Here is a 23,993-nt window from a genome sequence, read left to right as displayed (position 1 = left end):
ACCCTGCGGGTGTCTTTCACTGCTCAAGGTGGCTGTCCCAGATGGACGATCAGAACAAGAATCTCATCCTTGCAACCGCGCTCAGCTTTCTCGTGATCCTGGTCTGGTTCGTGTTGTTCCCTCCGCCGGAACCCACGCCCGGAACGGAACAGACCGAGATTGCAGCAACCGAAGGGTCAGAGATTCAAACGCCCAGCGCAAGCGGCACCGGAACGGTTGGCGAGGCGACCGCGACCGCGGAGGAGGCTCAGCCCGAAGAGCAAGCGCCGCGCGTTGCGATTGATACGCCCCGTCTGAAAGGCAGCCTGTCGCTGTCGGGCGGCCGCATTGATGAGCTGTTCCTGAAGGATTACAAAGTCTCGCTTGAGGAAGACGCACCGATCGTCGAACTTCTGGCCCCGGTCGGGTCGGACTCGGCCTATTACGCCCTCTATGGCTGGGCCCCCGGATCCGGCGTGAGCGGCACGGATGTTCCCGGCCCTAACACCCTTTGGACGCTTGAGCAGGGCGAGACATTGGGCGTAGACACCCCCATCACACTGGCGTGGGACAACGGAAACGGCCTGACCTTCCGCCGCACAGTCTCGGTGGACGAAAACTACATGTTCTCGGTGACCCAATCCGTCGAAAACGCCACCGGCGCCGAGGTTAGCATGGCCCCTTACGGCATTCTGGCCCGCCATGGCATTGGCGAAGACGGCGATCTGCCGGGCCTCAAGAACTTCTTCATCCTGCATGAAGGCGTGATCGGCATGGCCGACGGAACCTTGACCGAGGTCGACTATGGCGATGTCCGTGACTTCGACATCGACCCGAACGAACGCGCGCAGGCCGAGGTCTATCAGGTCAAAGAAGACGGTTGGATCGGGTTCACCGATCACTACTGGATGACAACACTGATCCCCGAGCCCGGATCGGCCTTCAAAGCAGCCGCAAAATACGATTCTCGCCGCAAAATCTATCAGACCGAAACAGTGCTTCCGACCCTGACAGTGGCTCCGGGTGCAACGGAAGAGGTCAGCACCCGCCTGTTCGCGGGTGCGAAGGAATGGGAAGCCATTCGGGAATACCAATCCGAGGGTGTTCAGAAATTCATCGACAGCATCGACTGGGGTTGGTTCTTCTTCCTGACAAAACCGATCTTCTGGCTGCTGCACAACATCAACCTTCTGATCGGCAACATGGGTTGGTCCATCATCGGCCTGACGCTGATCATCAAGGCGATCCTGTTCCCACTGGCGTTCAAATCCTACGTCTCGATGGCGAAGATGAAGGAGCTTCAGCCGCAGATGGAAGCCTTGAAAGAGGCTGCGGGCGACGACCGCCAGAAGATGCAGCAGGGCATGATGGAGCTGTACAAGAAGGAAAAGGTAAACCCCGCCGCGGGCTGTTTGCCGATCCTGATGCAGATCCCGATCTTCTTCTCTCTGTATAAGGTGATTTTCGTCACCATCGAACTGCGTCAGGCCCCGTGGTTTGGTCCATTCCAGGACCTCAGCGCGCCGGACCCGACCTCGATCTACAACTTGTTTGGCTTGTTGCCCTGGGCCGCACCCGCGCCCGAAAGCTTCCTCGCGCTAATCTTTATCGGGATCCTGCCCCTGCTGCTAGGTATCTCGATGTGGCTGCAGCAAAAGCTGAACCCGGCACCAACCGATCCGACACAGGCGATGATCTTTGCCTGGATGCCCTGGGTCTTCATGTTCATGCTGGGCGGGTTTGCCAGCGGTCTGGTGGTTTACTGGATTGCCAACAACACCATCACCTTCACCCAGCAGTATCTGATCATGCGCAGCCAAGGGTATAAGCCGGACGTGTTCGGCAACATCAAATCCGGCTTCAAGCGCACGCCGAAAACGGACGGCAAATGAACGGGCAGGTCTTAGCCATCTGGCGGCACCCGATCAAGAGCCATGGGCGTGAAGCCCTAACCGAGGTCACTGTACTCCCCGGGCAGACCATGCCCGGGGATCGTGTTTGGGCCGTTGCGCATGAGGCGGCCAGGACCGACGGCTCGGAATGGGCACCCTGCGTAAATTTCAGCCGCGGCGCGAAGGCGCCCAAGCTGATGGCGATCTCGGCTGAATCCCATGGCGATAGCGTGACCTTGCGCCACCCTGATCGTCCGGATCTGAGCTTTGCACCTGATACCCAGCAAGACATCTTTCTGGAGTGGGTCAAACCGCTGATGCCTGCGGATCGCGCCGCCTCCGCACGGATCGTGCGTGTGCCCGGTCGGGGCATGACCGACAGTGATTTCCCCTCGATCAGCCTGTGCAACATGGCCAGCCACCGCGCGGTAGAACAGAAGCTGGGCCGTGAGCTGTCGCCTATCCGCTGGCGCGGCAATATCTGGTTCAATGGCCTGCCCTTGTGGGAGGAGTTTGACTGGCTCGGGCGTGAAGTTCAGATTGGACAGGCCGTGTTCCACGTGCGCGAACGTATCACGCGCTGTCTGGCAACCACTGCCAACCCCGACACGGGCGAGCGGGATGCAGACACACTTGGTGCCCTAAACAGTTGGGACCATCAGGATTTCGGCGTTTATGCCGAGGTGATCCGAGGCGGTGAAATCCGCATTGACGACAAGGTTCAACTGCTATGAACACCCTGCCCTTCCCTCTTGCTGAAGATCCTGACGCGTTCGCGCTGGAGCGTGGGCGCAAGCTGTTTGCAGGTGAATCCGAGTTCGTCAAAGGCGTCGTCGCGATGAACGGCCTGCCCGCCCCCGACCGGCTTGAGGTCTGTTTTGCCGGACGTTCGAACGTGGGGAAATCCAGCCTGATCAACGCGCTGACCGGTACCAAAGGTCTGGCACGTGCCTCAAACACACCGGGCCGCACGCAAGAGATCAACTTTTTCACCCAAGGTCCTGAGCTGTATCTGGTGGACCTGCCCGGCTATGGTTACGCCAATGCTCCGGTCAAGGTAGTTGAGAAATGGCAGCGGCTGTTGAAGCAGTATCTCAGCGGGCGGCAAACCCTACGTCGGGCCTTTGTTCTGATCGACTCACGCCATGGGGTGAAGCCTGTGGATGACGAGATCATGAAGCTGCTGGACACCAGCGCCGTGACTTTTCAATGCGTCATGACCAAGGCCGACAAAGTGAAAGCCAACGACCGCGAGAAAGTGCTGAACCAAGTGCGTACAGCCCTATCCAAACACCCCGCCGCTTACCCTGAGATCGTTCTGACATCCTCGGAAAAAGGGGATGGGGTTCCGACGCTCCGCTCGATCATCGCCCACCTGGAATGATCCTGATCCTGCGCGTCTTTGGTGTCCTGACCCTGCTTGCACTGCTCACGACCAGTGCAATTCCACAGGGCTGGATGCCGGCGCAAGCCAATGACGGCAAGATCCTACTGGTACTTTGCACCGGAGAGGGAACGGTCGAACAATGGGTCGATCTGGACCCGGACGATCCAATCCATGATGAGCATGACACACGCTCCATGTGCCCTTTTGCGGGGCTCACTGCGGATGCCAATTTGCCCGGGTTTGAGTTGATAATTCCAGCGGATTTCCAATTGCAGCCGCGCTGGGCTCATTCCGATTTCACCCATCGCAGTGCGGGGTTCTACGCCCGCTACGATGCGCGGGGGCCACCTCGCTTCTCCTGAAACAGCGAAACCTTGTTTTGACCCTGCGCGCACCTGCCCGCGAGGGATGTCTGTATATGGAGATTAACAATGGCAATGGATAGCCAAACTTCGGGCACGGCCCCGATGCAGAATACAGCTGCGCAAAAATTCTACTTCGCCGCGTGGCGGTGGCACTTTTACGCCGGGATTTTCGTAATCCCGTTTCTGATCATCCTCGCCGTCACCGGTTTGATGATGATGTTCATAACCCAGTTTGACGGGCGCGATGGCGAGAAAATCGCCGTCACGGTCGAAGGCAAAGCCCTGCCCGTCTCGCAACAGGCCGAAGTCGCTTTGGCCGAGGTTCCCGGGCAGGTCGTCGAATGGATCGGCCCCAAGGCCGAGGATCTGGCGACCGTCTTCCGTATCAAAACCGATGCAGGCCAACGCTTGGTCGCGGTTGACCCCTACGCTGGTCAGGTTCTGGAAATCTGGGATCGCCGTGCCGGATGGTATGATCTGGCGGACAATATCCACTCGACCCTTCTCATCGGTACCACTGGCGACCGCATCCTTGAAATTGCGGCAGGCCTGAGCCTCGTTCTGGTGTTCACCGGCCTTTATCTGTGGTGGCCACGCGGCAATGCGATGGCGGGTCTTGTGCCCAACCTCAAGGCACGAGGGCGCGCGTTGTGGAAGTCACTGCACGCAGTGGTCGGCTTCTGGATGTCGCTCTTGCTGATCGTCTTCCTAGTCTCGGGCCTGTCCTGGGCCGGGGTTTGGGGCGGTATGATCGTTCAACCTTGGAGCAGCTTCCCAGCCGAGAAGTGGGACAACGTACCCTTGTCGGATGAAACCCACGCCAGCATGAACCACGGTCATCAGAACGATGTGCCGTGGGCGCTAGAGCAAACACCCATGCCTGCCTCCGGCTCTGACGCCGGCATAGAGGGCGTGCCAGAGGGCACTGTAGTCAATATCGACGCGATAGTCGCTTTGGGGACGGCATTGGATATGAGCGGACGATTCCGCGTGGCCTATCCGGGCAGCGAAGATGGCGTCTGGACGCTCAACCGCGACAGCATGAGTAGCGACTCGACCGATCCGGTAAACGACCGAACTGTCCATGTCGACCAGTACACCGGCAAAATCTTGGCCGATGTCCGGTATGAGGACTATTCGCTGATGGGCAAATCCATGGCCGTTGGGATCCCATTCCATATGGGGTTGATGGGCACGTGGAACTTCATTCTCAACGTGGTGTTCTGCCTATCGGTGATCTTCGTCTGCGTCTCGGGCGTGGTGATGTGGGTCAAACGCCGCCCGCAAAAGGCGCGTCGTCTGGCGGCTCCACCGATGCCTGCGGAATTGCCGCTGTGGAAGGGCGCGGTCCTGATCGGGTTGTTCACAGCTATGGCTTTCCCGCTGGTAGGGCTGACCCTGTTGGGTGTACTGGCCTTCGACCTGCTGATCCTCAGCAATATTCCCGCGATGAAACGCGCGATGAGCTGATCTGAACAGGGGTCGCGCCAACCCGGCGCGGCCCCATAGCCTGCATTTGCAGCGGTATGGTCTTGGCAGCCCGGTCCAAACGCCCTAACAGGGTGGATCAGAGGACTGACAGCCATGAAGACACGAGACATGAACCGGGACTGGATCGCCACCGCTGCAACCCTTAACAGCGCTTTGCCCTATTTGCAGCGCTACGATGGCGCGATTGTCGTCATCAAGCTGGGTGGCCACGCCATGGGCAGCGACGAGGCCATGGACAGCTTTGCCCGCGACGTCGTGCTAATGCGGCAGGTCGGTGTGAACCCGGTGATCGTGCATGGCGGCGGACCGATGATCAACGCGATGCTCAAACAGCTGGACATCCAGTCCGAGTTTGTGGGCGGCAAGCGCGTCACCGACAAAGCGACGGTCGAAGTGGTCGAGATGGTCCTGTCCGGCCTCGTGAACAAGCGGATCGTGCAGGCGATCAACCGTCAGGGCGGCACCGCTGTGGGCCTGTCGGGAAAGGACGCCAACCTGATGACCTGCGAACAGACCGATCCTTCGCTGGGCTTTGTGGGGTCTCCGTCGAAGATGGACCCCAAGGTTCTGCACGACCTGTTCTCGCATGACGTGATCCCGGTCATCGCACCACTTGGCGCGGGCACCGAGGGAGAGACCTTTAACGTCAACGGCGACACCGCTGCGGGGGCTATCGCCTCGGCGCTGAAAGCGGATCGCCTGCTGCTGCTGACGGATGTCTCGGGCGTAAAGAACGCTGCTGGCGACGTGGTGACTGAGCTGAAGGCTGGCCAGATTCGCGAAATGACTCTGGAAGGGACTATCGCCGGTGGTATGATCCCAAAGACCGAAACCGCGCTGGATGCGCTGCATAGTGGAGTGCGCGCGGTGGTCATTCTGGACGGTCGCGCGCCCAACGCGGTCCTGCTGGAGCTGTTCACCGAACACGGCGCCGGGTCGTTGATACGCCCCGACTAATTCCAAACCGGAGGAGATATGACCCAACAGCCCGCCTCCTCTCACAACGTTTATGACCGTGTCGAACACGCAGCGCAGCGGGTTGGGCTGATCGTCATGGGCGCGCTACACCCGCGTCAGGTTCAAGCGAAACAACTGGATGGCGGAACGCTGATCCTTTTGGGCGCAGGGCCCGAGTTCTGGCCCCAGTTGAAAGCCGCGCCGGAATGGCAGGGCAAAGACCCGGTAGATCGTTGGTCGCTCCGTGTGGTTGGGCAATTGGCACAGGACTTGGGTGCCGAGGCGCATTTTCCCTTTGGCGGCCCTCCTTACGCGCCATTCATCGACTGGGCGTTGAAATCAGGGCGGACCTTCAGCAGCCCGGTGGGCGCGCTGGTACATGACCAGATGGGCATGATGATCTCGTTGCGCGGCGCGCTTCATTTCGCCGATGAATTCCCAATACCCCTGGCAAACGCCCCTTCGCCATGCACCTCATGCGCAGCGCCTTGCACACAGACTTGCCCGGTAGGCGCGTTGAATGATCAAAGCTTCTACAATGTCGACGCCTGCCACACTCACCTTGCCACGCCCGAGGGGCAGGTCTGCATGACCGGAGGATGCCTCGCGCGCCTCTCCTGCCCTGTCAGCGCCCGCTCAGGCCGAGACCCGGACCAATCCGCACATCATATGAGGGCCTTTCATCCGTCATGACACACACTCTGATCCTGACCCGCCATGCCAAGTCCAGCTGGGATGACCCCAACCTCAGTGATCATGAACGACCACTGAACAAACGTGGGCGCGCCTCAGCCCCGGCGATTGGATCTTGGCTAAAACGAAACGGCTGGGTCCCGGATGAGCTTCTGAGCTCGAACTCGGTCCGAACGCGTGAAACCTGGGACCGCATGGGTCTGAATGCTGAAAACGCCTACTACGCCTATGACCTCTATCTGGCGGGGCCGGATGCGATGCTGGCTGAGTTAAAGACGGCAACAGGCCGAACCGTGATGATGCTGGGTCACAACCCCGGGATTGCCCAATTCGCGGCTCAGCTTGTCGAAACCGCGCCTGAGCACGCTCGGTTCCACGACTACCCGACCTGCGCCACAACGGTGATCCAGTTTGAGATCGACAAGTGGTCCGACATCCAGAAGCACAGCGGTAAGGTCTTGGGCTTCGCGATCCCGCGCGAGCTTCTGAAATGAAAAAAGGCGGGGCAAACCCCGCCTTTCCTTTGATGTAATCTCGATCAGTGTCCGAGGATCTGGCTGAGGAACAGCTTGGTGCGTTCGCTCTTGGGGTTGTTGAAGAACTCTTCCGGTTCGTTCTGCTCGACGATCTGGCCGGCATCCATAAAGATCACGCGGTTGGCGACCTGACGGGCAAAGCCCATCTCGTGGGTCACACAGAGCATGGTCATGCCCTCCTCGGCCAGTTCGATCATGGTGTCGAGCACCTCTTTGATCATCTCGGGGTCCAGCGCCGATGTCGGTTCATCGAACAACATGATCCGCGGCATCATGCAAAGCGAGCGGGCAATCGCCACACGCTGTTGCTGACCACCGGACAGCTGACCTGGGTACTTCAGCGCCTGATCGGGGATTTTCACCTTCTCAAGGAAATGCATCGCGCGCTCTTCGGCCTCTTTCTTAGGCGTTTTGCGCACCCAGATCGGGGCCAGCGTGCAGTTCTCCAGAATGGTCAAATGCGGGAACAGGTTGAAGTGCTGAAACACCATACCAACCTCGGACCGGATCTTGTCGATGTTCTTCAGGTCATTCGACAGTTCGATCCCATCCACCACGATCTTGCCCTGCTGGTGTTCTTCCAACGCGTTCAGGCAGCGGATCAGGGTGGATTTACCCGAGCCGGACGGGCCCGCGATAACAATCCGCTCGCCTTGGTTGACGGTCAGATTAATGTCGCGCAGCACGTGAAACGAACCGTACCACTTGTTCATTCCGTTGATGTCGATGGCGACCTCGTCGCTCACCTGCATCTTCGAGCGGTCGATTTCGCGGTCAATTGCAAGTTCAGACATGTGTTGAACTCCTTAGTGATGATCGGTGGCAAGGCGACGCTCGAGCCACTGAGAATATTGAGAGATGCCGTAGCAGACGACGAAGAACAGAAGCGCGGCAAAGCCCAGAAGCTCCCAATAGACGCCGTTCCATTCGGTTGACGCCAGGATGGGGCCCCGGATCATGCCCACCAGATCGAACATCGAAATGACCGAAACCAGTGTGGTGTCCTTGAACAGGCCAACGGCCACGTTCACGATACCAGGGATCGAGATCTTCAGAGCCTGCGGCAGGATGATCAGACGCATCGCCTGCGGGTAATCCAGACCAAGGCTGTCTGCCGCTTCATACTGTCCACGTGGAAGCGCTGCCAGACCGCCGCGGATCACCTCGGCGATATAGGCGGCTGAGAACATGGTGATCATGATCACAACGCGCAGGAACAGGTCGACCGTGCTGTCAGGCGGGAAGAAGTAGGCCAGCATCACCGAAGCCACGAACAGCAGCGTGATCAGAGGCACGCCACGGATGAATTCGATGAAGATAACGCTCACCCACTTGATCAGCGGCATGTCGGACTGGCGGCCCAGTGCCAGGGCGATGCCCAGTGGAACCGACAGCGACACACAGGTGACACCCAGCATCATATTCAGCATGAAGCCACCAAGATCACGGCTGGGAACAGCTGTAAGCATCGCGTCTTCAGAAGCACCTTCCGGTATCAGCGCTCCGCCGACATTCCAAACGACAAGCGCCACAACGATTGCCCCGAAGAAGCCTGCCGCAAAGCTGTTCTTGCCGAATTTCTGGAACACGGCACCGCCCGCGACGCAACCCAGCAGAGCCACAAGCGGGACCAGAATGGTACCGCCCCAGATCAGCCAGAACGCAATGAACGGGTAGAGCGCCGTGAAGATCAGCATCTTGCGCGGCAGGTCGAAGAACAGCACCGGCGCAAAGGCCACCAACATCAGCACAAATGCCAGGTTGGGGCGCCAGTAAGCGTCAACCGGGTATTTGAAGCCGTAGATCAGCTGAGGCCAGCGTTCGGTCAGAACCGCGAAACACGCGCCTGTCTTGCCACCGAGAATCTCACGACACTCGGCTAGTGAGTTCGCGTTCCACACCCCGTTCAGAATCCACGGCAGTGTATTCTTCAGAAGGATGTAGATTAGGATCAGCGACAGAACCGTCAGGATGGTGTTGGTAACGCCCGAGAACAGATTCTCGCGCAGCCATTTGACCACACCCGTCTCATTCGCCGGGGGCGGAGAGGGAGGGATGGTACCTTCGGCCACGAAAGCGATCGGATTGGTTGTTTGATCGGCCATGGCTCAGCGCTCCTTCAACTTGACGGATGCGTTGTAGACGTTCATCACCATCGAGATCACCAGCGAGGCGGTGAGGTAGAACAGCATCAGCAGCAGAACACATTCGATCGCACGACCGGTCTGGTTCAGGGTGATACCGCCCAGCGTCGCGGTGATATCCGCGTAGCCCACGGCAATCGCCAGAGACGAGTTTTTGGTGATGTTGAGATACTGCGAAATCAGCGGCGGAATAATTACCCGCAGCGCTTGCGGCAGGATGACCAGATTCATGATCCGACCCTGACGCAGACCCAGCGCGGCCGCAGCCTCGGTCTGACCTTTCGAAATCGCCTGAATACCGGCCCGCACGTTTTCCGCGATGAAGGCCCCGGTGTAGATCGACAACGCGAACCACAAAGCGATCAGAGGACCACCGACCTTGATACCTCCACTGAAGTTAAAGCCCTTCAGCGCGGGAATGTCCCAGGTCAGGCCCATCAGAACCATCAGCAACGCAAACGGCACCAGCCAGACGCCCAGTTTCACCAGCAGCGTTCTGGGGCGTTCACCGGTCTCTTCTTGCTTCTTGGTCGCCCGCTTTTCGATCTCGCGCGAGGCGAACCATGATCCGACCAGACCGGCAATCACCAGAAGCCAGTTCAGAATGGTTGCACTGAACAGACCATGCGCGAATTCCGGACGGGGGATGTAGACCCCACGGTTTGTGAAAGCGAAAGCATCAAACAGCATGCTCGAGGTCGGGTTGTCACCGCGGAACGCCCGCGGGCCCGGCAGAACGGCCGTCATGATCGTGAAGATGATGATGATCCAGATCAGAACCGGAATATTGCGGAAGATCTCGACATAGACCGCCATCAGCTTTGAGACGAGCCAGTTGTTTGAGAGCCGCAGAACCCCGGCGATCACACCGAATATCGTGGCGGTGATACAGGCAAGAAACGCCACAAGCAGTGTGTTCAGTAGCCCCACAACTGCAGCCCGCCCATGCGAGGACTGGCTGTCATATTCGATCAGACGTTGGTTGATGTCGTACCCGGCGGAATCGCCGAGGAATGTGTAGGATATGTTCAGGCCGGCGGCCCGAAGGTTCTGGATCAGGTTGTTGCCCAGATACCAAATGGATAGCGCAATAGCGATAGCCGCGATCACCTGAAAAGTCAGCGATCTGTAGCGGGTATCGTTTATGAGCATCGACAGCCGAAAATCAGCTTTCGGCGGGTCAGTCATAGTCGACATATTTTGGAATCCCCGTAGCTAGCGGACTTTGTTTTTGTGGCGAGGTTGTCCCCGCTCTGCGTCCGTTCGCGTAAGCTTTAGTGAAAAAGGGCGCAGGATGTCCTGCGCCCTTCTCCGTGGATGTCTTAGCGGAAAGGCGGCGAGTACAGCAGGCCGCCTTCGGTCCACTGAGCGTTCAGGCCGCGTGCCAGACCGATCGGAGTTTCTTCACCGATGTTCTTGGCAAACACTTCACCATAGTTGCCGTCCGCCTTGATGGCGCGCATGGCCCACTGTGCGTCCAGACCCAGCATCTCGCCCAGGGTACCTTCGGTGCCCAGCAGACGGTTGACTTCCGGGTTGTCGGTGCCAGCTGCCAGCTCGTCGATGTTCGCCGAGGTCACGCCCAGCTCTTCAGCCGAAACCAGAGCGTTCAGGGTCCAGCGGACAACATCGCCCCACTCGTGATCGCCGTGACGGACCAGCGGGCCCAGCGGCTCTTTCGAGATGATTTCGGGCAGCAGGACGTGGTCACCAGGGTTTTCGAACGTGGCGCGGGTTGCGGCCAGGCCCGAAGCGTCGGTGGTGTAAACGTCACATGCGCCAGCCAGGTACTGCTGCTGCGCTTCGGCGTTGGTTTCGATCGGAACCGGCTCGTAGCTGATGTTGTTGGCACGGAAGAAATCGGCCAGGTTCAGCTCGGTGGTGGTGCCGGTCTGGATGCAGACGGTTGCGCCGTCCAGTTCTTTGGCCGAGCTTACGCCCAGCGCCTTGGGAACCATGAAGCCCTGACCGTCATAGTAGTTCACGCCGGTGAACTCGAACTTCAGGTCGACGTCGCGGCTGAAGGTCCATGTGGTGTTACGGGCCAGCATGTCGATCTCGCCCGAGGCCAGAGCGGTGAAGCGCGTCTTGCCGGTGGTCGGAACGAATTCAACTGCGTTTGCGTCACCCAGAACAGCGGCGGCAACGGCACGGCACAGCGATACGTCGAAGCCTTTCCATTCGCCATTCGCGTCAGGTGCAGCGAAGCCAACCAGACCGGTGGTCACACCACAGTTCAGAGTGCCGCGCGCCTTGACGTCGTCTACAGTTCCCGCCGCGGCAGCACCTGCGGCCAGACCGGCCACTGTTGCCGCGCCCAAGATTACGGATTTTTTCATTTTTACCTCTTCCTGATTTTCCGCCCCGGTAAGGGCGGCTCTGCCCGGCAAGTGGATGCCGGAAAGGTTACCCCAAAGGTGTCTCCCCTTTAGTGGGCTTGAGTTTGGTCGCATTCATAAACAAACGTCAAGGGTCGGATCAGGGAAAACGATGGGTCTCCGCCTCTGGATTAGGCAGATGCGTAAAAAAACCAACGTTGGAAGGATCAAACAGAGAGATCGAAGAAGGTCTTGGCGTGCAAAAACGCGGCTTTCTTTGTTTCCGCAACGGCATGGGCTTCGTCATCGTGGCCCCATTGTTCGATCTGCCAGTTCTCATCAAGTCGCGAAATGCGCCATATCTCGTCCGGTTCGCGCCAATCCTGTGCCGCCGCAAATCCCAGAATCAACGAACCAGACAAGCTGACCAGATCGTGGAAGGCCGCCAACTGAAACGCATCCAACGTATGGACCCGCTGACGCAACTGCGCCAAAGCCTCAGCCGATTGGGGCTGGTGCAGAACCCCCGCCACGGGAATCAGTCGGGCCTGCAGGGTCTCGGCGGCCCAGTCCAGCGCGGGATCCCAGTCTGCGGCCTGACGCTCTTGCAGTTCCTGAGGATGGGTGGCGCGATAGCACAACAGATCGGAGTCGCCATAGTCCGCCAGCATATCCGCCACTTCGCCGTGCTGGATGCGTACCTTGTCGATCGCCGCATTGGCCGAGCGGGTGAAGGGCATGGTGGTCGGGTCCACCTCTTTGTCTTGCGCATCCCATTCAGCGGCAACGGCTTCAGCCATCGCTTTGGTCGGCAGAATCAATGCCGCCTTGGCTGGCGTTTTGACCCGGCGGCTATCCAGTTCGACCGTGTAGCCGTCCTCGACCTCGACCGCAGTGCTGTTTGTCCAAAAGCGTTTCGGTTTCCAGTCGCTCATGTCTTCACTTCCAAAGAGTGGCCAGCGCATCCGGCAGCTGGTCGAATGTTTCAATCACACACGAGGCCGCACTTAGCGCAGCAGTGTCATGGTACCCCCACGACACCCCGATCCCGGTGACGCCTGCAGCGGCGGCCATGTCCATGTCAAAGCTGGTATCCCCGATCATGACCGCATGCGCAGCCTCAACACCGGTTTCCGCCAACGCAGTCTGAACCATCGAGGGATGAGGTTTTGAGGGGTGATGATCCGCCACCTGCCGGGTCACGAAATAGCGCTCCAACCCATGCGCTTCGATCAGCGCATCCAGACCGCGTTGCGATTTGCCTGTGGCGACGCCCAGAAGAATCTCGGGCACTGCATGCAGGGCTTCAATCGCGTCGCGCGCGCCGGGATAAAGGGGGGAACTCGCCGCGCCAAGATCCAGCCGGTGCGCGTGATAGGCCTGTTTGTACCCTTCAACCAATTGCGCCTGAACCGTCGTCGACTGCTGTGGCACAAGCTGTGCAATGGCCAAAGGCAACGACAGACCGACTATCGACAGAATGGCCTCGCGGCTTGGCACCTCGACCGAGGCCGCCTGAAAACTGGCCGTCATCGAATGAACGATACTGCCCTGACTGTCGACCAGCGTGCCATCGACATCGAACAGGACCAAACGCAGGGGTGCGCTCATTGCAGCTCCTCGAAGGGGTCGTCGGCGGCAAGGTCTTCGGTCCAGCCAAACGTATCCCAGCTGTGCTTCATGTGCTCGGGCAGAGGGGCCTCGACCGTGATCGGTTTACGGGTCATCGGGTGCTGGAAAGACAAGCGCCGTGCGTGCAGGTGCAGCTTTTTACTGATGATCCCGCCCAATTGCGCGCCCCAGCCATCGCCGAGGTTTTCCTGACCCGAGCCACCATATTTGCCGTCGCCTATGATCGGATGGCCAATCGCGGCCATATGCGCGCGCAGCTGATGGGTACGGCCCGTAATCGGCTCCATCGCGACCCAAGCGGCGCGGCCCGCGACACGGTAGAGCGTCGCGTAATGGGTATGTGCCCGTTTCGCACCCGGCGTGCTGTCGATGTCGCCCAGATGGACGGGGATCATCTTTTCGCCCTCGCCCTGTTTGCCATGACCAGAGGCCTTGACCAGACCGGTCTTGATCTCGCCCAGATAGGGCGTCGGCACACCGGCAACCAACGCCCAATAGATCTTGCGTGTATCGCGGTGGCGGAAGGCAGCAGTCAGCCCCTTGGCGGCCTCGCGCGTGCGCGCCATCAGCAAAACGCCCGAAGTGTCTTTGTCGAGCCGATGGACCAACCGCGGGTTTTCATCATAGCCAAAGCGCAAAGCCTCAGACAGGCTGTCGACGTGACGGGTCTGGCCGCTGCCGCCCTGCACCGGCAGGCCGTGCGGCTTGTTCAGCGCCAAGACGTGATCGTCGCGATAGATCACGCAGGACTGGATCATCTTCGCATCCGCCTCGGACACGCTGCGCTTCACCTCGGCCGGTTTGTGATCGGCATCCGGCAGCGGAGGCACACGGACGACCTGCCCGACCTCCAGCCGGGTCGAGGCCTTGGCCCGGCTGCCATCTACGCGCAGCTCACCCTTGCGGCACATCTTTTCGATCCGCCCCTGGCTGACATGCGGAAACAGGCGGCGCAGCCAGCGATCCACACGCTGGGCTCCGTCACCTTCTGCGACCGTAATCATCTGCACGCCACTCATGCCATCGCCCCTTGTCCCGCACGGCCGATCCGCCCGGAGTATCCTGTTACCACTATCCTAGAAAACATGCGCGTCTGTGGCCTGCAACGGGTCGAGAGTCAAGCAATCGTAGGTGTTTCAGATGTTCAAGAAATCCCCATGTCGCCCGGCCCCGTCTCGGAACCGCCCTGCGCCTGCGGTCCCCTCGCGCCGGATCGCCTCCAGACCGTTGGCCCATTCAACCTTAAGCCCATCGCGCACCGACATCCCACGCGTTTCGATGATCGAGCGTCGGTCGGCCCGCACAGCCTCCTGCGGGAAGCGGGCAATTTCGTAGGCCATGGCCTCGGCAGCGGCCCGCGCTTCTCCATGCGGCACGACTTTCTCTGCCAACCCGATCCGATAGCACTCCTCAGCCTCAACCTTGCGCCCGGTCAGAGCGATTTCAAGCGCTTTGCCCTGCCCAACCAAGCGCGGTAAGCGAACTGTACCGCCGTCCATCAGAGTAATTCCCCAGCGGCGACAAAAAACCCCAAGGTAAGCCGTCTCAGCCATCACCCGTACGTCGCACCACAAGGCCAACTCCATCCCGCCGGCGACGGCTGCACCGTCGATGGCTCCGATGACTGGCTTTGACAATTCCAGCCGAGATGGCCCCATTGGCCCGAGCGTCGAGGTGGCGGATCCAATAGGAAAGCTGTGTTTTTCGTAATAGGACTCACCCAGTTCCGGGTCAGACAGACTGGCGGCCAACTTCAAATCCCACCCGGCACAGAAATTGCCCCCCTTCCCCCAAAAAACGGCAACCTTTGCGGGGCCGTGTTCGAACTCGAGAAACGCATCCACCAGAGCCTTCGCGTGATCCGGGTCAACAGCGTTCCGCGCCTCGGGTCGGTCATGGATGATGGTCCAGACGTCTTCGGTTTTGTCTATGGAAACGGGCATGACATGTCCTCCCTCATGGTCATTGACCCAAGGGAAGCCGGATGCGTGCCACCTGTCGCCTGTGACGCCACGGCAGCACGAAATTGACCCTGCGTTACCCGCTGTTGCGCTGCGTGCGTAGCTTGGCGAAATAGTCCAGCCGCTTCTTCAACTCTCGCTCGAACCCACGTTCGACCGGTTGATAAAGCACAGGCCGCTTCATCGTCTCTGGGAAGTAGTTCTGACCCGAGAACCCATCTTCGGCATCGTGGTCATAGGCGTAACCGTCGCCATAGCCCTGATCCTTCATCAACGAGGTAGGCGCGTTCAGGATATGCTTTGGCGGCGGCTCACTGCCTGATTGCTTCGCCAGGCGCATCGCGGCCTTGTAGCCCACATAGGCCCCGTTCGATTTCGGCGCCAGCGCCAGATAGACCAGCGCCTGCGCCAGCGCCAGCTCTCCCTCAGGAGAGCCCAACCGTTCATAGGTCTCCCACGATTGCAAGCAGATCGCCTGCGCCTGGGGGTCGGCCAGACCGATATCCTCAACCGCCATTCGCGTGATCCGACGGGCCAGATAGCGCGGATCCTCGCCCCCGGTCAGCATCCGCGCAAACCAGTAGAGCGCCGCATCCGGGTCGGACCCGCGCACCGATTTGTGCAAGGCCGAGATCAGGTTGTAATGCTCGTCCCCCGACTTGTCGTATTTCGCCGCGCGCCGCATCAGGCGCGTCGCCAACGCATCCGGATCCAGTGGCGCGTCAACCTTCCACGCCGCAACCTGTTCAATCAGGTTCAACAAGGCCCGCCCGTCACCATCCGCCATTTCGTGCAGTGCATCACGTGCGGCAAGCGTCAGGGGCAGCGCTTTGCCCAGCTCTTTCTCGGCCCGCTGGGTCAGACGTTCCAGATCTGCGAGGCTCAGGCGCTCCAACACCAGAACTTGCGACCGGCTCAGGACCGCGGCGTTCAACTCGAACGACGGGTTTTCGGTTGTGGCCCCGACCAGCAGGATGGTCCCGTCTTCCATATGGGGCAGAAACCCGTCCTGCTGGGCTTTGTTGAAGCGGTGGATCTCATCCACGAACAGCAACGTCCCCTGTCCGTTTTGACGCCGGATCTTTGCCGCTTCGAACACCTTTTTCAGGTCCGGCACACCTGTAAAGATCGCGCTGATCTGAACGAAATGCAGATCGGTTTCCTGCGCCAGCAATCGCGCGATGGTCGTTTTTCCAACGCCCGGAGGCCCCCAGAAAATCAGGCTGGACAGGCTGCCTGAGGCCAGCATGACCCCCAAGGGCGCATCAGGGCCCAGAACCTGCTCTTGCCCGATCACTTCGGCCAGCGTTTGTGGACGCAGGCGATCCGCCAAGGGGCGGTGCGGGTTCGCAGCTGGCTCGGCCGCGCCGGTGTCGAACAGATCGCTCATGCGCTAAAGCCGGAATCGCAGGGACAGGCTGCGGCCGCCACGTTGGATCAGCATGTTGATCCTGCGCCCCGGATCGGTCAGCGCGCGCACCACGTCCTGTGGGCGCGCGATGTCTGCGCCATTGATTGCCTCCAGAACGTCGCCGACACGCAGACCCGCACGGGCACCGTATGGTCCCGGGTCAACAACAACGACGCCGGATTGGGACAGTTTAAGCCCCAGATCAATGATCACAGCCGGGTTGACGCCCGAGACGGTCAGTTCGGGCAGTACGGTGCTTTCATCCAAGGTCGTCTTTTCGGCATCTGGCGTATCAGGCGCACGGATCAGCGCCACTTCAACGTCGTCACTTTCCTCACCGCGCAAGCGGGTCAGAACGGATGTGCCGCCGACCCCCGCCACGGACATGCGGAATTTCATCTCGGCCGGAGAGTTCACCTCATCCCCGTCCACATGTGTGACCACATCGCCAACCCGCAATCCGGCCTCGGCCAGAGGGCTAAGGTCGTGCAAATCCGAGATCACCACGCCCATAGGGATCACCAAGCCCAGAGACTCGGCAATGTCGGCGCTCATGTGCTGGCCGCTCATGCCCGCCCAGGGGCTGACAAAAGTTTCATTGCCCTCTTGCGCCTGCCGCAGAAACTCGGCCACCAGATTGGCCGGGATGGCGAAACCGATCCCGTTTGAACCACCGGACCGCGTCAGGATCGAGGTGTTGATCCCGATCAGATCACCATTCACGTCAATCAGAGCCCCGCCCGAGTTGCCCGGGTTGATCGCCGCATCGGTCTGAAGAAAATAGCCGCGCGCGTTCCCCGTCGCCGTGCCAGTGCGCGCCAATCCCGATATAATGCCCGAGGACACCGTCTGTCCGATCCCAAACGGATTACCGATCGCCAAGGCCAACTCACCCACCTCAACATGATCCGAATCGCGCAGGGTCAGGAAGGGCAGGTCCTGCGCCTCTTCCAGCCGCAGGATTGCGATATCGCTTTCTTCGTGGCCCAACACCACCTCGGCGGTGAATTCGCGCCGGTCGGTCGTGACCACACGAATTTCAGTGGCCGAGCCGACCACGTGGTAATTCGACACCACATACCCATCCTCGGACAAGATCACGCCAGAACCCAGCGAGTTCTGGACCCGCTGCTGTGGCTCTCCAAATCCACGCCCAAAGAAATCCTGAAAGAACGGGTCCGAGAACAACGGCCGCGACCGCCCCTGCCGTACGATCTTGGCATAGATGTTCACAACCGCAGGCGCGGCCTCTTTCACTACGGGGGCAAAACCAAGCGAGATTTCGGCTTGGGATTGAGGGACGCGCGTCTCGGCATGGGCAACCGATGCCATGGCGACCGAAACAGCGATGAAAATCCAGCGACGCATGAGGAACCTCAATCCAGTAAAGCCCTCTGGATATGCGCCGAGCGGATCGTCAATGCAAGAAGGCCAGTCGTCAGCCTTTTGCACCTTCGTCAAAAAACGGCGTCATCTGCGCGACAATGACCGCGTTCTCGTCCAGTGCCCGCTGCATCAAGGCGCGTTCATCAGGGTCGATGTCATGCCCCTGCGCCTCGCGCTCGGCCAATGTGCCATAGCCGGTCACGTCCAGAGGGGCGGTGTCGGCCTGTTTCAGGATCGCAACCGTTTCACGCACGGCCTCGGCCTCATCCACGCCACTGGCAAAGCACATCAGGGCCGCTCCGGTCGCGCCGTCTGGCAGGCCGTCGCCCTCCTTGCGGCCGATCTGCACGAGCAGGGTATAGACTTGCTGACGAGAGGGTTTCTTTTGCTTTTCCATGCAGGGGGCCATAGACCTGCACCCTTGCACGGTCAAGCATTTGCATGGAGCTGACAACTCTGCATAGTGGTATTTTCACGAGCCACTAGGGATGTTTGATGACCTTTCCAGATTTCATTGCCGACTTTCCCAGCCTGGACGTTCCCTTCCCCGAGGACGTCGTGCAAACAGCCGTGATCCGCTCTGATGCCGGGCTAGTCGCGTTTTTCACTTTCCTAAAGGATTTTGAATTGCCGATGCACGCCCACAAGGCCCAATGGGGCACTGTCATCGAAGGCGAAGTAGAGCTGACGATAGGGGCTGAGACCCGAATCTATCGCCCTGGCGACAGCTACTCCATCCCGGACGGGGTCGAGCATGGCGGTAAGATCAAGGCAGGCTCACGCGTGATCGACGTGTTTGAAGAGCCGGACCGCTATCCTGTCAAAGCCTAACAAAAAAGGCCGCAGCACAGGGCTGCGGCCAATCGTTTCGATGAATCGCGCTTAGTCACGCAGCAATTCGTTGATACCGGTTTTCGAGCGGGTCTTTTCATCCACCCGCTTCACGATCACCGCGCAATAGAGACTGATGTTGTTCTGCGATGGCATCGAACCTGCAACAACCACGGAATAGGGCGGAACCTCACCATAGGTGACCTCGCCGGTCTCACGGTCAACGATCTTGGTCGATTTGCCGATGAAAACGCCCATGCCCAGAACTGAGCCTTCGCGCACGATGCAGCCTTCGACCACCTCAGAGCGCGCGCCGATAAAGCAATTGTCTTCAATGATGGTGGGGCCAGCCTGCATCGGCTCCAGCACGCCGCCGATCCCGACGCCGCCCGACAAGTGAACGTTCTTGCCGATCTGCGCGCAGGACCCGACGGTCGCCCATGTATCCACCATGGTGCCTTCGTCGACATAGGCGCCGAGGTTCACGAAAGACGGCATCAGTACTGCGCCCGGCGCGATATAGGCCGACTTACGGACAACGCAGTTGGGCACGGCACGGAAACCGGCGGCCTTCCAGTGGTCTTCGCTCCAACCGGCGAATTTGCTGTCCACCTTGTCCCACCAGCCACCAGCCTGAGGGCCGCCGGTCTGAATTTCCATGTCCTTGATACGGAAGCCCAGCAGAACCGCTTTCTTAGCCCACTGGTTGACGTGCCAGTCACCGCTGTCCAGTTTTTCGGCAACGCGCAATGCGCCGCTGTCCAGCGCGTTCAGCGTGTCTTCGATGGCTTCGCGCTGTTCGCCTGTTGTTGCGGGCGTGATGGTATCGCGCGCCTCCCAGGCGGATTCGATGGCGGCTTCCAGTTGCGCATTGGACATTGGGCGTCTCCCTACAGAATCTGTTCGTGTCGGTGTGGCCTATACGAAAGCCAAGCCCACGGCGCAATGCGACGAACAGGGGCTCTTTTGCGGCGGAATCGTCCGACCCTCAGCTGGCGCGGCGGATATGGCGGATCAGGATGGTCGTTGCCGCGGCAAGATCCTTGTGTTTCAACGCCTGAACAATCGCCAGATGATCCTTGTCGACGCGCTGTTTCCACTTGGGTCTCCAATGGGCAAACAGATGACGCGCGCTGGCGATATGAAGGTCATCAATCGTGTGCAGCAGGCGCGGCATGCCGCAGGGCGTCAGGAGCGCCCGGTGAAAGACCCGGTTACGTGTTTCCCAGTCCGGCATGGTCTGCGCCTCATCGCAGGCCATCCGCGCCTCATCCATTCGCTTCACATCGCCGGGCGTCATGTTCTGCACGGAATGCTGCAGGGCCAAAGGCTCAAGCACCACGCGCATTTCGACCACTTCGCGCACCTCGGTCGGGTCGAGAACTGCGACACGCATACCGCGCCGCGGTTCGCTTTTGGCAAGGCCATGCCCCTCGAGCCGAAGCAGAGCCTCGCGCACTGGTACGTGACTGGTCTCAAAGGCCTTGGCGATGTGATCCTGGCGCAGCTTCTCACCGGCGTTCAGATCACCGGTGATGATCTGCTGCCTGAGATTTTCGTAGATTGTATCGGCAATCGTGGCGCTCATGAATTATAGATAAAATCCTCAACCTGTTTTCACAAGGCGATAATTCAGCCTGCAAAAGGGTCCGGTGCAATGTTCCCGCCACAGACCAGAACGGCGACGCGTTCGCCCGGCACTGGCGTGTAGGCGCCCGACATTAGCGCCGCCAACGCGGCCGCTCCGGCAGGTTCGACAAGGATGCGATGCGCTTGCCACAATACGCGCTGCGCCTCAGATATGGCCTGATCGGATACCAGTACCGACTCCATCCCCTGGGCCAGTTCAAAACAGATCGAACCGATCCGCCGCGCGCCCAGCGCGTTGGCCGCAACGCCGGAAACCGAAACATCCACCGGCTCACCAGCCTGCAGGGCGGCGTTCAACGCGCAAGAAGTCTCAGGCTCAACCGCCACAACCTTACGCGCGCCTTGAAACCAGGCCAGAGCACCCGCGATAAGCCCGCCGCCGCCAACGGCGATCAGGACGGTATCGGCCTCCAGCCCCTGCGCCTCCCATTCGGCGAAGCAAGTGCCCTGCCCGGCAACTGTGGCGGGCGCGTCATACGCGTGAATCTGCATTGCGCCGGTCTTGTCCTCATGCGCCTGCGCCATCGCCAGCGCGCTGGCATATTCGCCGGGCACGACGCTGAGGTCCGCGCCGATCTGTTCGATCAGGGCAATCTTGGACGGACCCGCGATCTCTGGCACAAAAATCTTGGCCGGGTGCCCCAACGCACGCGCCGCATAGGCCGCTGCCGCCCCGTGGTTCCCACCCGAGGCCGCCACGACCCCCGCCTGCGGCACCTCCATGCTCAGCAACGTGTTGAACGCCCCGCGCGCCTTGAAGCTGCCGGTGTGTTGCATATGCTCAAGCTTCAGCTCGATCGGATAGCCGGGAATATGGCTCTCCATGACCGGGGTTATCTGCGCGTGACCGGCAATGCGTTCTGCTGCCGCCTTAATTTCCGTCTTCCAATCCATTCTTGTCTTTCCGTGACTGGCACTCTGCCCGCGAACCCTATAGCTGTTTGTCAAACACGCAAGCAGGGATCGTTCACCAATGAGAGAAGACCGCCACAGCCCTTTCCGCGACGCGCAGACCGACCGCTCGACCGCGAGCGAGGTGCCGGACACGCCCCAAACGCGGTCTCCGGCCTATCGTCTGGCCTTCGCCGATGAGGAATTCCTGTGCCGTGATGAGCTGCGCCCGGTGCGTTTGCAGCTTGAACTGCTGAAACCCGAGATGATCATGAGCGAGCGTGAGATCACCTCGACCATCGTTATGTTTGGCGGCGCACGCATTCCGGAACCGTCACAGAAACACACCGCCCGCACCGAAACGCTGGCCGGTCTGTCCCAATATTATGACGAGGCGCGCGAATTCGCGCGGCTGATGACCGAGAAGTCGAACGAGACGGGCTGCCGCGAAAATGTCATCGTCACGGGTGGCGGCCCCGGCGTGATGGAGGCCGGAAACCGCGGCGCGCAGGATGCCGGTGGTTGCTCCATCGGTCTGAACATTGTTCTGCCGCATGAACAAGCGCCGAACCTTTATGTGACGCCGGACCTCAGCTTCAACTTCCACTATTTCGCCATCCGCAAGATGCACTTCCTGATGCGCGCTCGTGCCATCACCATCTTCCCCGGCGGCTTTGGCACGATGGATGAACTGTTCGAGTCCCTCACCCTGATCCAAACGGGACGGATGGAGCGTGTGCCCTTCCTGCTGTTTGGTCGCGAATTCTGGGAAAAGGTCATCAATTGGTCAGCGCTGGCCGATGCGGGCACGATCTCGGACGAAGACCTCGACCTGTTCCGCTTTGTCGACACCGCGCAAGAAGCGGTTGAGATCATCGAAAACTGGGAACCCGCCCCGCCTCGCGACGCCATTCCGGGACGCTGAGCCATGGCCAACAAACCCGGAGAAGTGCTTCACCTGCGTGGTAACGCGTTGGAAAAGGGCGAACCCGTCGCCCTGCCGCTGACCCAAAGCAGCATGTACCACCTGCCCGGTTTACCGGACGGGCATGCCACCTATGGCCGCGTCGACAACCCGACCTGGGTGCATTTGGAACATGTGCTTTCACATCTCGAAGACGCGCCCTGCCTCAGTTTCCCGTCGGGTATGGCTGCCATCTCGGCCGCTTTGTTTGCAACCGTTCAGGCCGGGTCGCGCCTGTTGATCCCCTCGGATGGCTACTATGTCACCCGCCTGCTGGCTGATCGTTTCCTGTCGCGTCTGGGTGTCGAGGTCGAGGAACGCGCCACCACCGCCTTCGCCCAAGGCGGATTTGACGGGTTCGATGTGGTCTTTGTCGAAAGCCCCTCGAACCCCGGTCTAGACATGATCGACCTGCGCGCAGTGGCCGAGCAAGTACGCACCGCCGGAGGCGTGACGATTGCCGACAACACCACCATGACGCCATTGGGCCAGCGACCGTTGGATCTGGGCATCAACGTGGTCGTGTCCTCAGACACCAAAGCCATGGGCGGGCATTCGGACATGCTGATGGGCCACGTCGCCAGCCGCGACGCGCAGATCATGGAGCGGGTCGAGGAATGGCGCCGCGTCTCAGGTTCAATCCCCGGACCGCACGAAGCATGGCTTCTGCATCGCGGGCTCGAGACTCTGGACGTGCGTTTTGATCGCATGTGCGCCTCGGCCCAAGTGCTGGCCGAGCGTCTGGCAGCGCATCCGGCCGTCAAGCACATCCGCTATCCCGGCTTATCGAACGATCCATCCCACGCACTTGCGCAGGCTCAGACCACACGGTTCGGGTTCCTGCTATCCCTTACGCTAGAAAGCGAAGACAAGGCCGAGGCCTTCATCAATACCTGCCCTTTGCTGCGGCCCGCCACGTCCTTCGGCGGCGTTCACAGCTCGGCTGAGCGCCGCGCCCGGTGGGGTGACGCTGTCGACCCCGCCTTTGTCCGCCTGTCGGTCGGGTGTGAGCCGGTTGAAGAGCTTTGGCAGGCGTTCGAGGCCAGCCTGAAGGCGCTCTGACTATTTCTTAGCTTCACGCAATTCCTTGAACACGTAGATCGGCAGCACCACGCTTGCGATCAACGCCCCCAGCCAGACCAACAGCGTTGCGGCCAGCAGGTTGGAAACACCCCCAACCGTCAGCCCCGAGGCAATCAGGTCGGTGACCAGCAGACCCACAAAGGTCACGATCAACGCGATCCCACCCTTGAGCGCCGGCGCCTTCTTTTCCCCAAGCTTCAGGATCAGCGGCTCGGCAATCACCTGAACGACGGTGAACACAAGCACCACAACGATGAATGAGATCGGCTTGATGGCAAAGCCGTTCAAAATGAGCGACGCCAGCAACAGGCCGATGGCATTCCCGGCCAGCAAGGCCAGAGCGGATTTGATTCTGCGCGACATTCAGGCTCTCCGTGTATGAACAGGTACAGACATGCAGATATTATCAAACCTGTAGGATT

General features: G+C 60.0%; 26 protein-coding genes. 11 read left to right on the top strand and 15 right to left on the bottom strand.

Features of this window, described 5'->3' with window-relative positions:
• Positions 1-41 precede the first annotated feature (41 nt).
• From yidC to ACR0NO_RS20160, 8 genes are all read left to right on the top strand, one after another.
• Positions 42-1,871, top strand: coding sequence for a membrane protein insertase YidC (yidC, locus tag ACR0NO_RS20195; RefSeq protein WP_170375940.1), 1,830 nt, complete (start codon positions 42-44; stop codon positions 1,869-1,871).
• Positions 1,868-2,605: an MOSC domain-containing protein gene (locus ACR0NO_RS20190; RefSeq protein WP_480725293.1), complete on the top strand. Its 738-nt coding sequence runs from the start codon at positions 1,868-1,870 to the stop codon at positions 2,603-2,605. Before yidC ends, ACR0NO_RS20190 begins: the two co-directional genes overlap by 4 nt.
• Positions 2,602-3,255: a ribosome biogenesis GTP-binding protein YihA/YsxC gene (gene yihA / locus ACR0NO_RS20185; RefSeq protein ID WP_480725291.1), complete on the top strand. Its 654-nt coding sequence runs from the start codon at positions 2,602-2,604 to the stop codon at positions 3,253-3,255. Before ACR0NO_RS20190 ends, yihA begins: the two co-directional genes overlap by 4 nt.
• Complete coding sequence (locus tag ACR0NO_RS20180) at positions 3,252-3,620, top strand: DUF2946 domain-containing protein (RefSeq protein WP_480725289.1); 369 nt, start codon at positions 3,252-3,254, stop codon at positions 3,618-3,620. The genes yihA and ACR0NO_RS20180 overlap by 4 nt, the downstream gene beginning before the upstream one ends.
• A 69-nt stretch (positions 3,621-3,689) precedes the next feature.
• Positions 3,690-5,093 (top strand): PepSY-associated TM helix domain-containing protein, encoded by a 1,404-nt coding sequence (locus ACR0NO_RS20175; protein WP_480725287.1) that lies wholly within the window; start codon positions 3,690-3,692, stop codon positions 5,091-5,093.
• A 114-nt stretch (positions 5,094-5,207) separates the two neighbouring features.
• Entirely contained in the window at positions 5,208-6,071 is an 864-nt protein-coding gene (gene argB / locus ACR0NO_RS20170; RefSeq protein ID WP_170375950.1) for an acetylglutamate kinase, read from the top strand.
• 18 nt (positions 6,072-6,089) lie between these two features.
• Positions 6,090-6,764 (top strand): ferredoxin, encoded by a 675-nt coding sequence (locus tag ACR0NO_RS20165; RefSeq protein ID WP_480725286.1) that lies wholly within the window; start codon positions 6,090-6,092, stop codon positions 6,762-6,764.
• Positions 6,761-7,258, top strand: coding sequence for a SixA phosphatase family protein (locus ACR0NO_RS20160; RefSeq protein WP_480725284.1), 498 nt, complete (start codon positions 6,761-6,763; stop codon positions 7,256-7,258). The genes ACR0NO_RS20165 and ACR0NO_RS20160 overlap by 4 nt, the downstream gene beginning before the upstream one ends.
• Before the next feature lie 44 nt (positions 7,259-7,302).
• Here the strand turns inward: ACR0NO_RS20160 and ACR0NO_RS20155 are convergent, their stop codons facing one another.
• The 11 genes from ACR0NO_RS20155 to ACR0NO_RS20105 all read right to left on the bottom strand — a co-directional run bounded on the left by ACR0NO_RS20155 (position 7,303) and on the right by ACR0NO_RS20105 (position 18,549).
• Positions 7,303-8,094, bottom strand: coding sequence for an amino acid ABC transporter ATP-binding protein (locus ACR0NO_RS20155; protein ID WP_170375957.1), 792 nt, complete (start codon positions 8,092-8,094; stop codon positions 7,303-7,305).
• A 12-nt stretch (positions 8,095-8,106) separates the two neighbouring features.
• Positions 8,107-9,405: an amino acid ABC transporter permease gene (locus ACR0NO_RS20150; protein ID WP_170375959.1), complete on the bottom strand. Its 1,299-nt coding sequence runs from the start codon at positions 9,403-9,405 to the stop codon at positions 8,107-8,109.
• A 3-nt stretch (positions 9,406-9,408) separates the two neighbouring features.
• On the bottom strand, positions 9,409-10,641 hold the full coding sequence (locus tag ACR0NO_RS20145; RefSeq protein WP_170375961.1) for an amino acid ABC transporter permease: 1,233 nt from the start codon (positions 10,639-10,641) through the stop codon (positions 9,409-9,411).
• Positions 10,642-10,766: 125 nt separating this feature from the next.
• The gene (locus ACR0NO_RS20140; RefSeq protein ID WP_170375963.1) at positions 10,767-11,783 is read right to left on the bottom strand and encodes an amino acid ABC transporter substrate-binding protein; all 1,017 of its coding nucleotides are present in this window, start codon (positions 11,781-11,783) and stop codon (positions 10,767-10,769) included.
• A 206-nt stretch (positions 11,784-11,989) separates the two neighbouring features.
• Entirely contained in the window at positions 11,990-12,697 is a 708-nt protein-coding gene (locus ACR0NO_RS20135) for an ATP12 family chaperone protein (RefSeq protein ID WP_480725282.1), read from the bottom strand.
• A gap of 4 nt (positions 12,698-12,701) precedes the next feature.
• Complete coding sequence (locus ACR0NO_RS20130) at positions 12,702-13,373, bottom strand: HAD-IA family hydrolase (protein WP_475220629.1); 672 nt, start codon at positions 13,371-13,373, stop codon at positions 12,702-12,704.
• Positions 13,370-14,413 carry an RluA family pseudouridine synthase gene (locus ACR0NO_RS20125; protein WP_480725280.1) on the bottom strand — a complete coding sequence of 348 codons (1,044 nt, stop codon included), beginning with the start codon at positions 14,411-14,413 and terminating at the stop codon, positions 13,370-13,372. Before ACR0NO_RS20125 ends, ACR0NO_RS20130 begins: the two co-directional genes overlap by 4 nt.
• A gap of 117 nt (positions 14,414-14,530) precedes the next feature.
• Positions 14,531-15,337, bottom strand: coding sequence for a crotonase/enoyl-CoA hydratase family protein (locus tag ACR0NO_RS20120; RefSeq protein WP_480725279.1), 807 nt, complete (start codon positions 15,335-15,337; stop codon positions 14,531-14,533).
• A 94-nt stretch (positions 15,338-15,431) separates the two neighbouring features.
• The gene (locus tag ACR0NO_RS20115) at positions 15,432-16,745 is read right to left on the bottom strand and encodes a replication-associated recombination protein A (protein WP_480725277.1); all 1,314 of its coding nucleotides are present in this window, start codon (positions 16,743-16,745) and stop codon (positions 15,432-15,434) included.
• A 3-nt stretch (positions 16,746-16,748) separates the two neighbouring features.
• The gene (locus tag ACR0NO_RS20110) at positions 16,749-18,134 is read right to left on the bottom strand and encodes a trypsin-like peptidase domain-containing protein (RefSeq protein WP_480725275.1); all 1,386 of its coding nucleotides are present in this window, start codon (positions 18,132-18,134) and stop codon (positions 16,749-16,751) included.
• 70 nt (positions 18,135-18,204) lie between these two features.
• Complete coding sequence (locus ACR0NO_RS20105) at positions 18,205-18,549, bottom strand: hypothetical protein (RefSeq protein WP_170375977.1); 345 nt, start codon at positions 18,547-18,549, stop codon at positions 18,205-18,207.
• A 98-nt stretch (positions 18,550-18,647) separates the two neighbouring features.
• Between ACR0NO_RS20105 and ACR0NO_RS20100 the strand changes: the two genes are divergently transcribed.
• Complete coding sequence (locus ACR0NO_RS20100) at positions 18,648-18,983, top strand: cupin domain-containing protein (RefSeq protein WP_170375979.1); 336 nt, start codon at positions 18,648-18,650, stop codon at positions 18,981-18,983.
• Between the two features lie 51 nt (positions 18,984-19,034).
• Here ACR0NO_RS20100 and dapD read toward each other — a convergent pair whose 3' ends face one another.
• The 3 genes from dapD to ACR0NO_RS20085 all read right to left on the bottom strand — a co-directional run bounded on the left by dapD (position 19,035) and on the right by ACR0NO_RS20085 (position 21,527).
• Positions 19,035-19,862, bottom strand: coding sequence for a 2,3,4,5-tetrahydropyridine-2,6-dicarboxylate N-succinyltransferase (gene dapD / locus ACR0NO_RS20095; RefSeq protein WP_480725274.1), 828 nt, complete (start codon positions 19,860-19,862; stop codon positions 19,035-19,037).
• A 109-nt stretch (positions 19,863-19,971) separates the two neighbouring features.
• Positions 19,972-20,571 (bottom strand): GntR family transcriptional regulator, encoded by a 600-nt coding sequence (locus ACR0NO_RS20090; RefSeq protein ID WP_480725273.1) that lies wholly within the window; start codon positions 20,569-20,571, stop codon positions 19,972-19,974.
• Between the two features lie 44 nt (positions 20,572-20,615).
• On the bottom strand, positions 20,616-21,527 hold the full coding sequence (locus ACR0NO_RS20085; RefSeq protein WP_480725272.1) for a threonine/serine dehydratase: 912 nt from the start codon (positions 21,525-21,527) through the stop codon (positions 20,616-20,618).
• Between the two features lie 79 nt (positions 21,528-21,606).
• Between ACR0NO_RS20085 and ACR0NO_RS20080 the strand changes: the two genes are divergently transcribed.
• Positions 21,607-22,449, top strand: a complete 843-nt coding sequence (locus tag ACR0NO_RS20080; RefSeq protein ID WP_170459791.1) for an LOG family protein — start codon at positions 21,607-21,609, stop codon at positions 22,447-22,449.
• A 3-nt stretch (positions 22,450-22,452) separates the two neighbouring features.
• Positions 22,453-23,550, top strand: coding sequence for a cystathionine gamma-lyase (locus ACR0NO_RS20075; RefSeq protein WP_480725270.1), 1,098 nt, complete (start codon positions 22,453-22,455; stop codon positions 23,548-23,550).
• On the opposite strand, the gene ACR0NO_RS20070 is transcribed toward ACR0NO_RS20075, so the two are convergent.
• On the bottom strand, positions 23,551-23,934 hold the full coding sequence (locus ACR0NO_RS20070) for a hypothetical protein (protein WP_170644204.1): 384 nt from the start codon (positions 23,932-23,934) through the stop codon (positions 23,551-23,553).
• Positions 23,935-23,993 lie beyond the last annotated feature (59 nt).

The sequence above is a fragment of the Ruegeria sp. CL3 genome (assembly GCF_056536505.1).
This window is presented reverse-complemented; position numbering and strand designations above follow the sequence as displayed.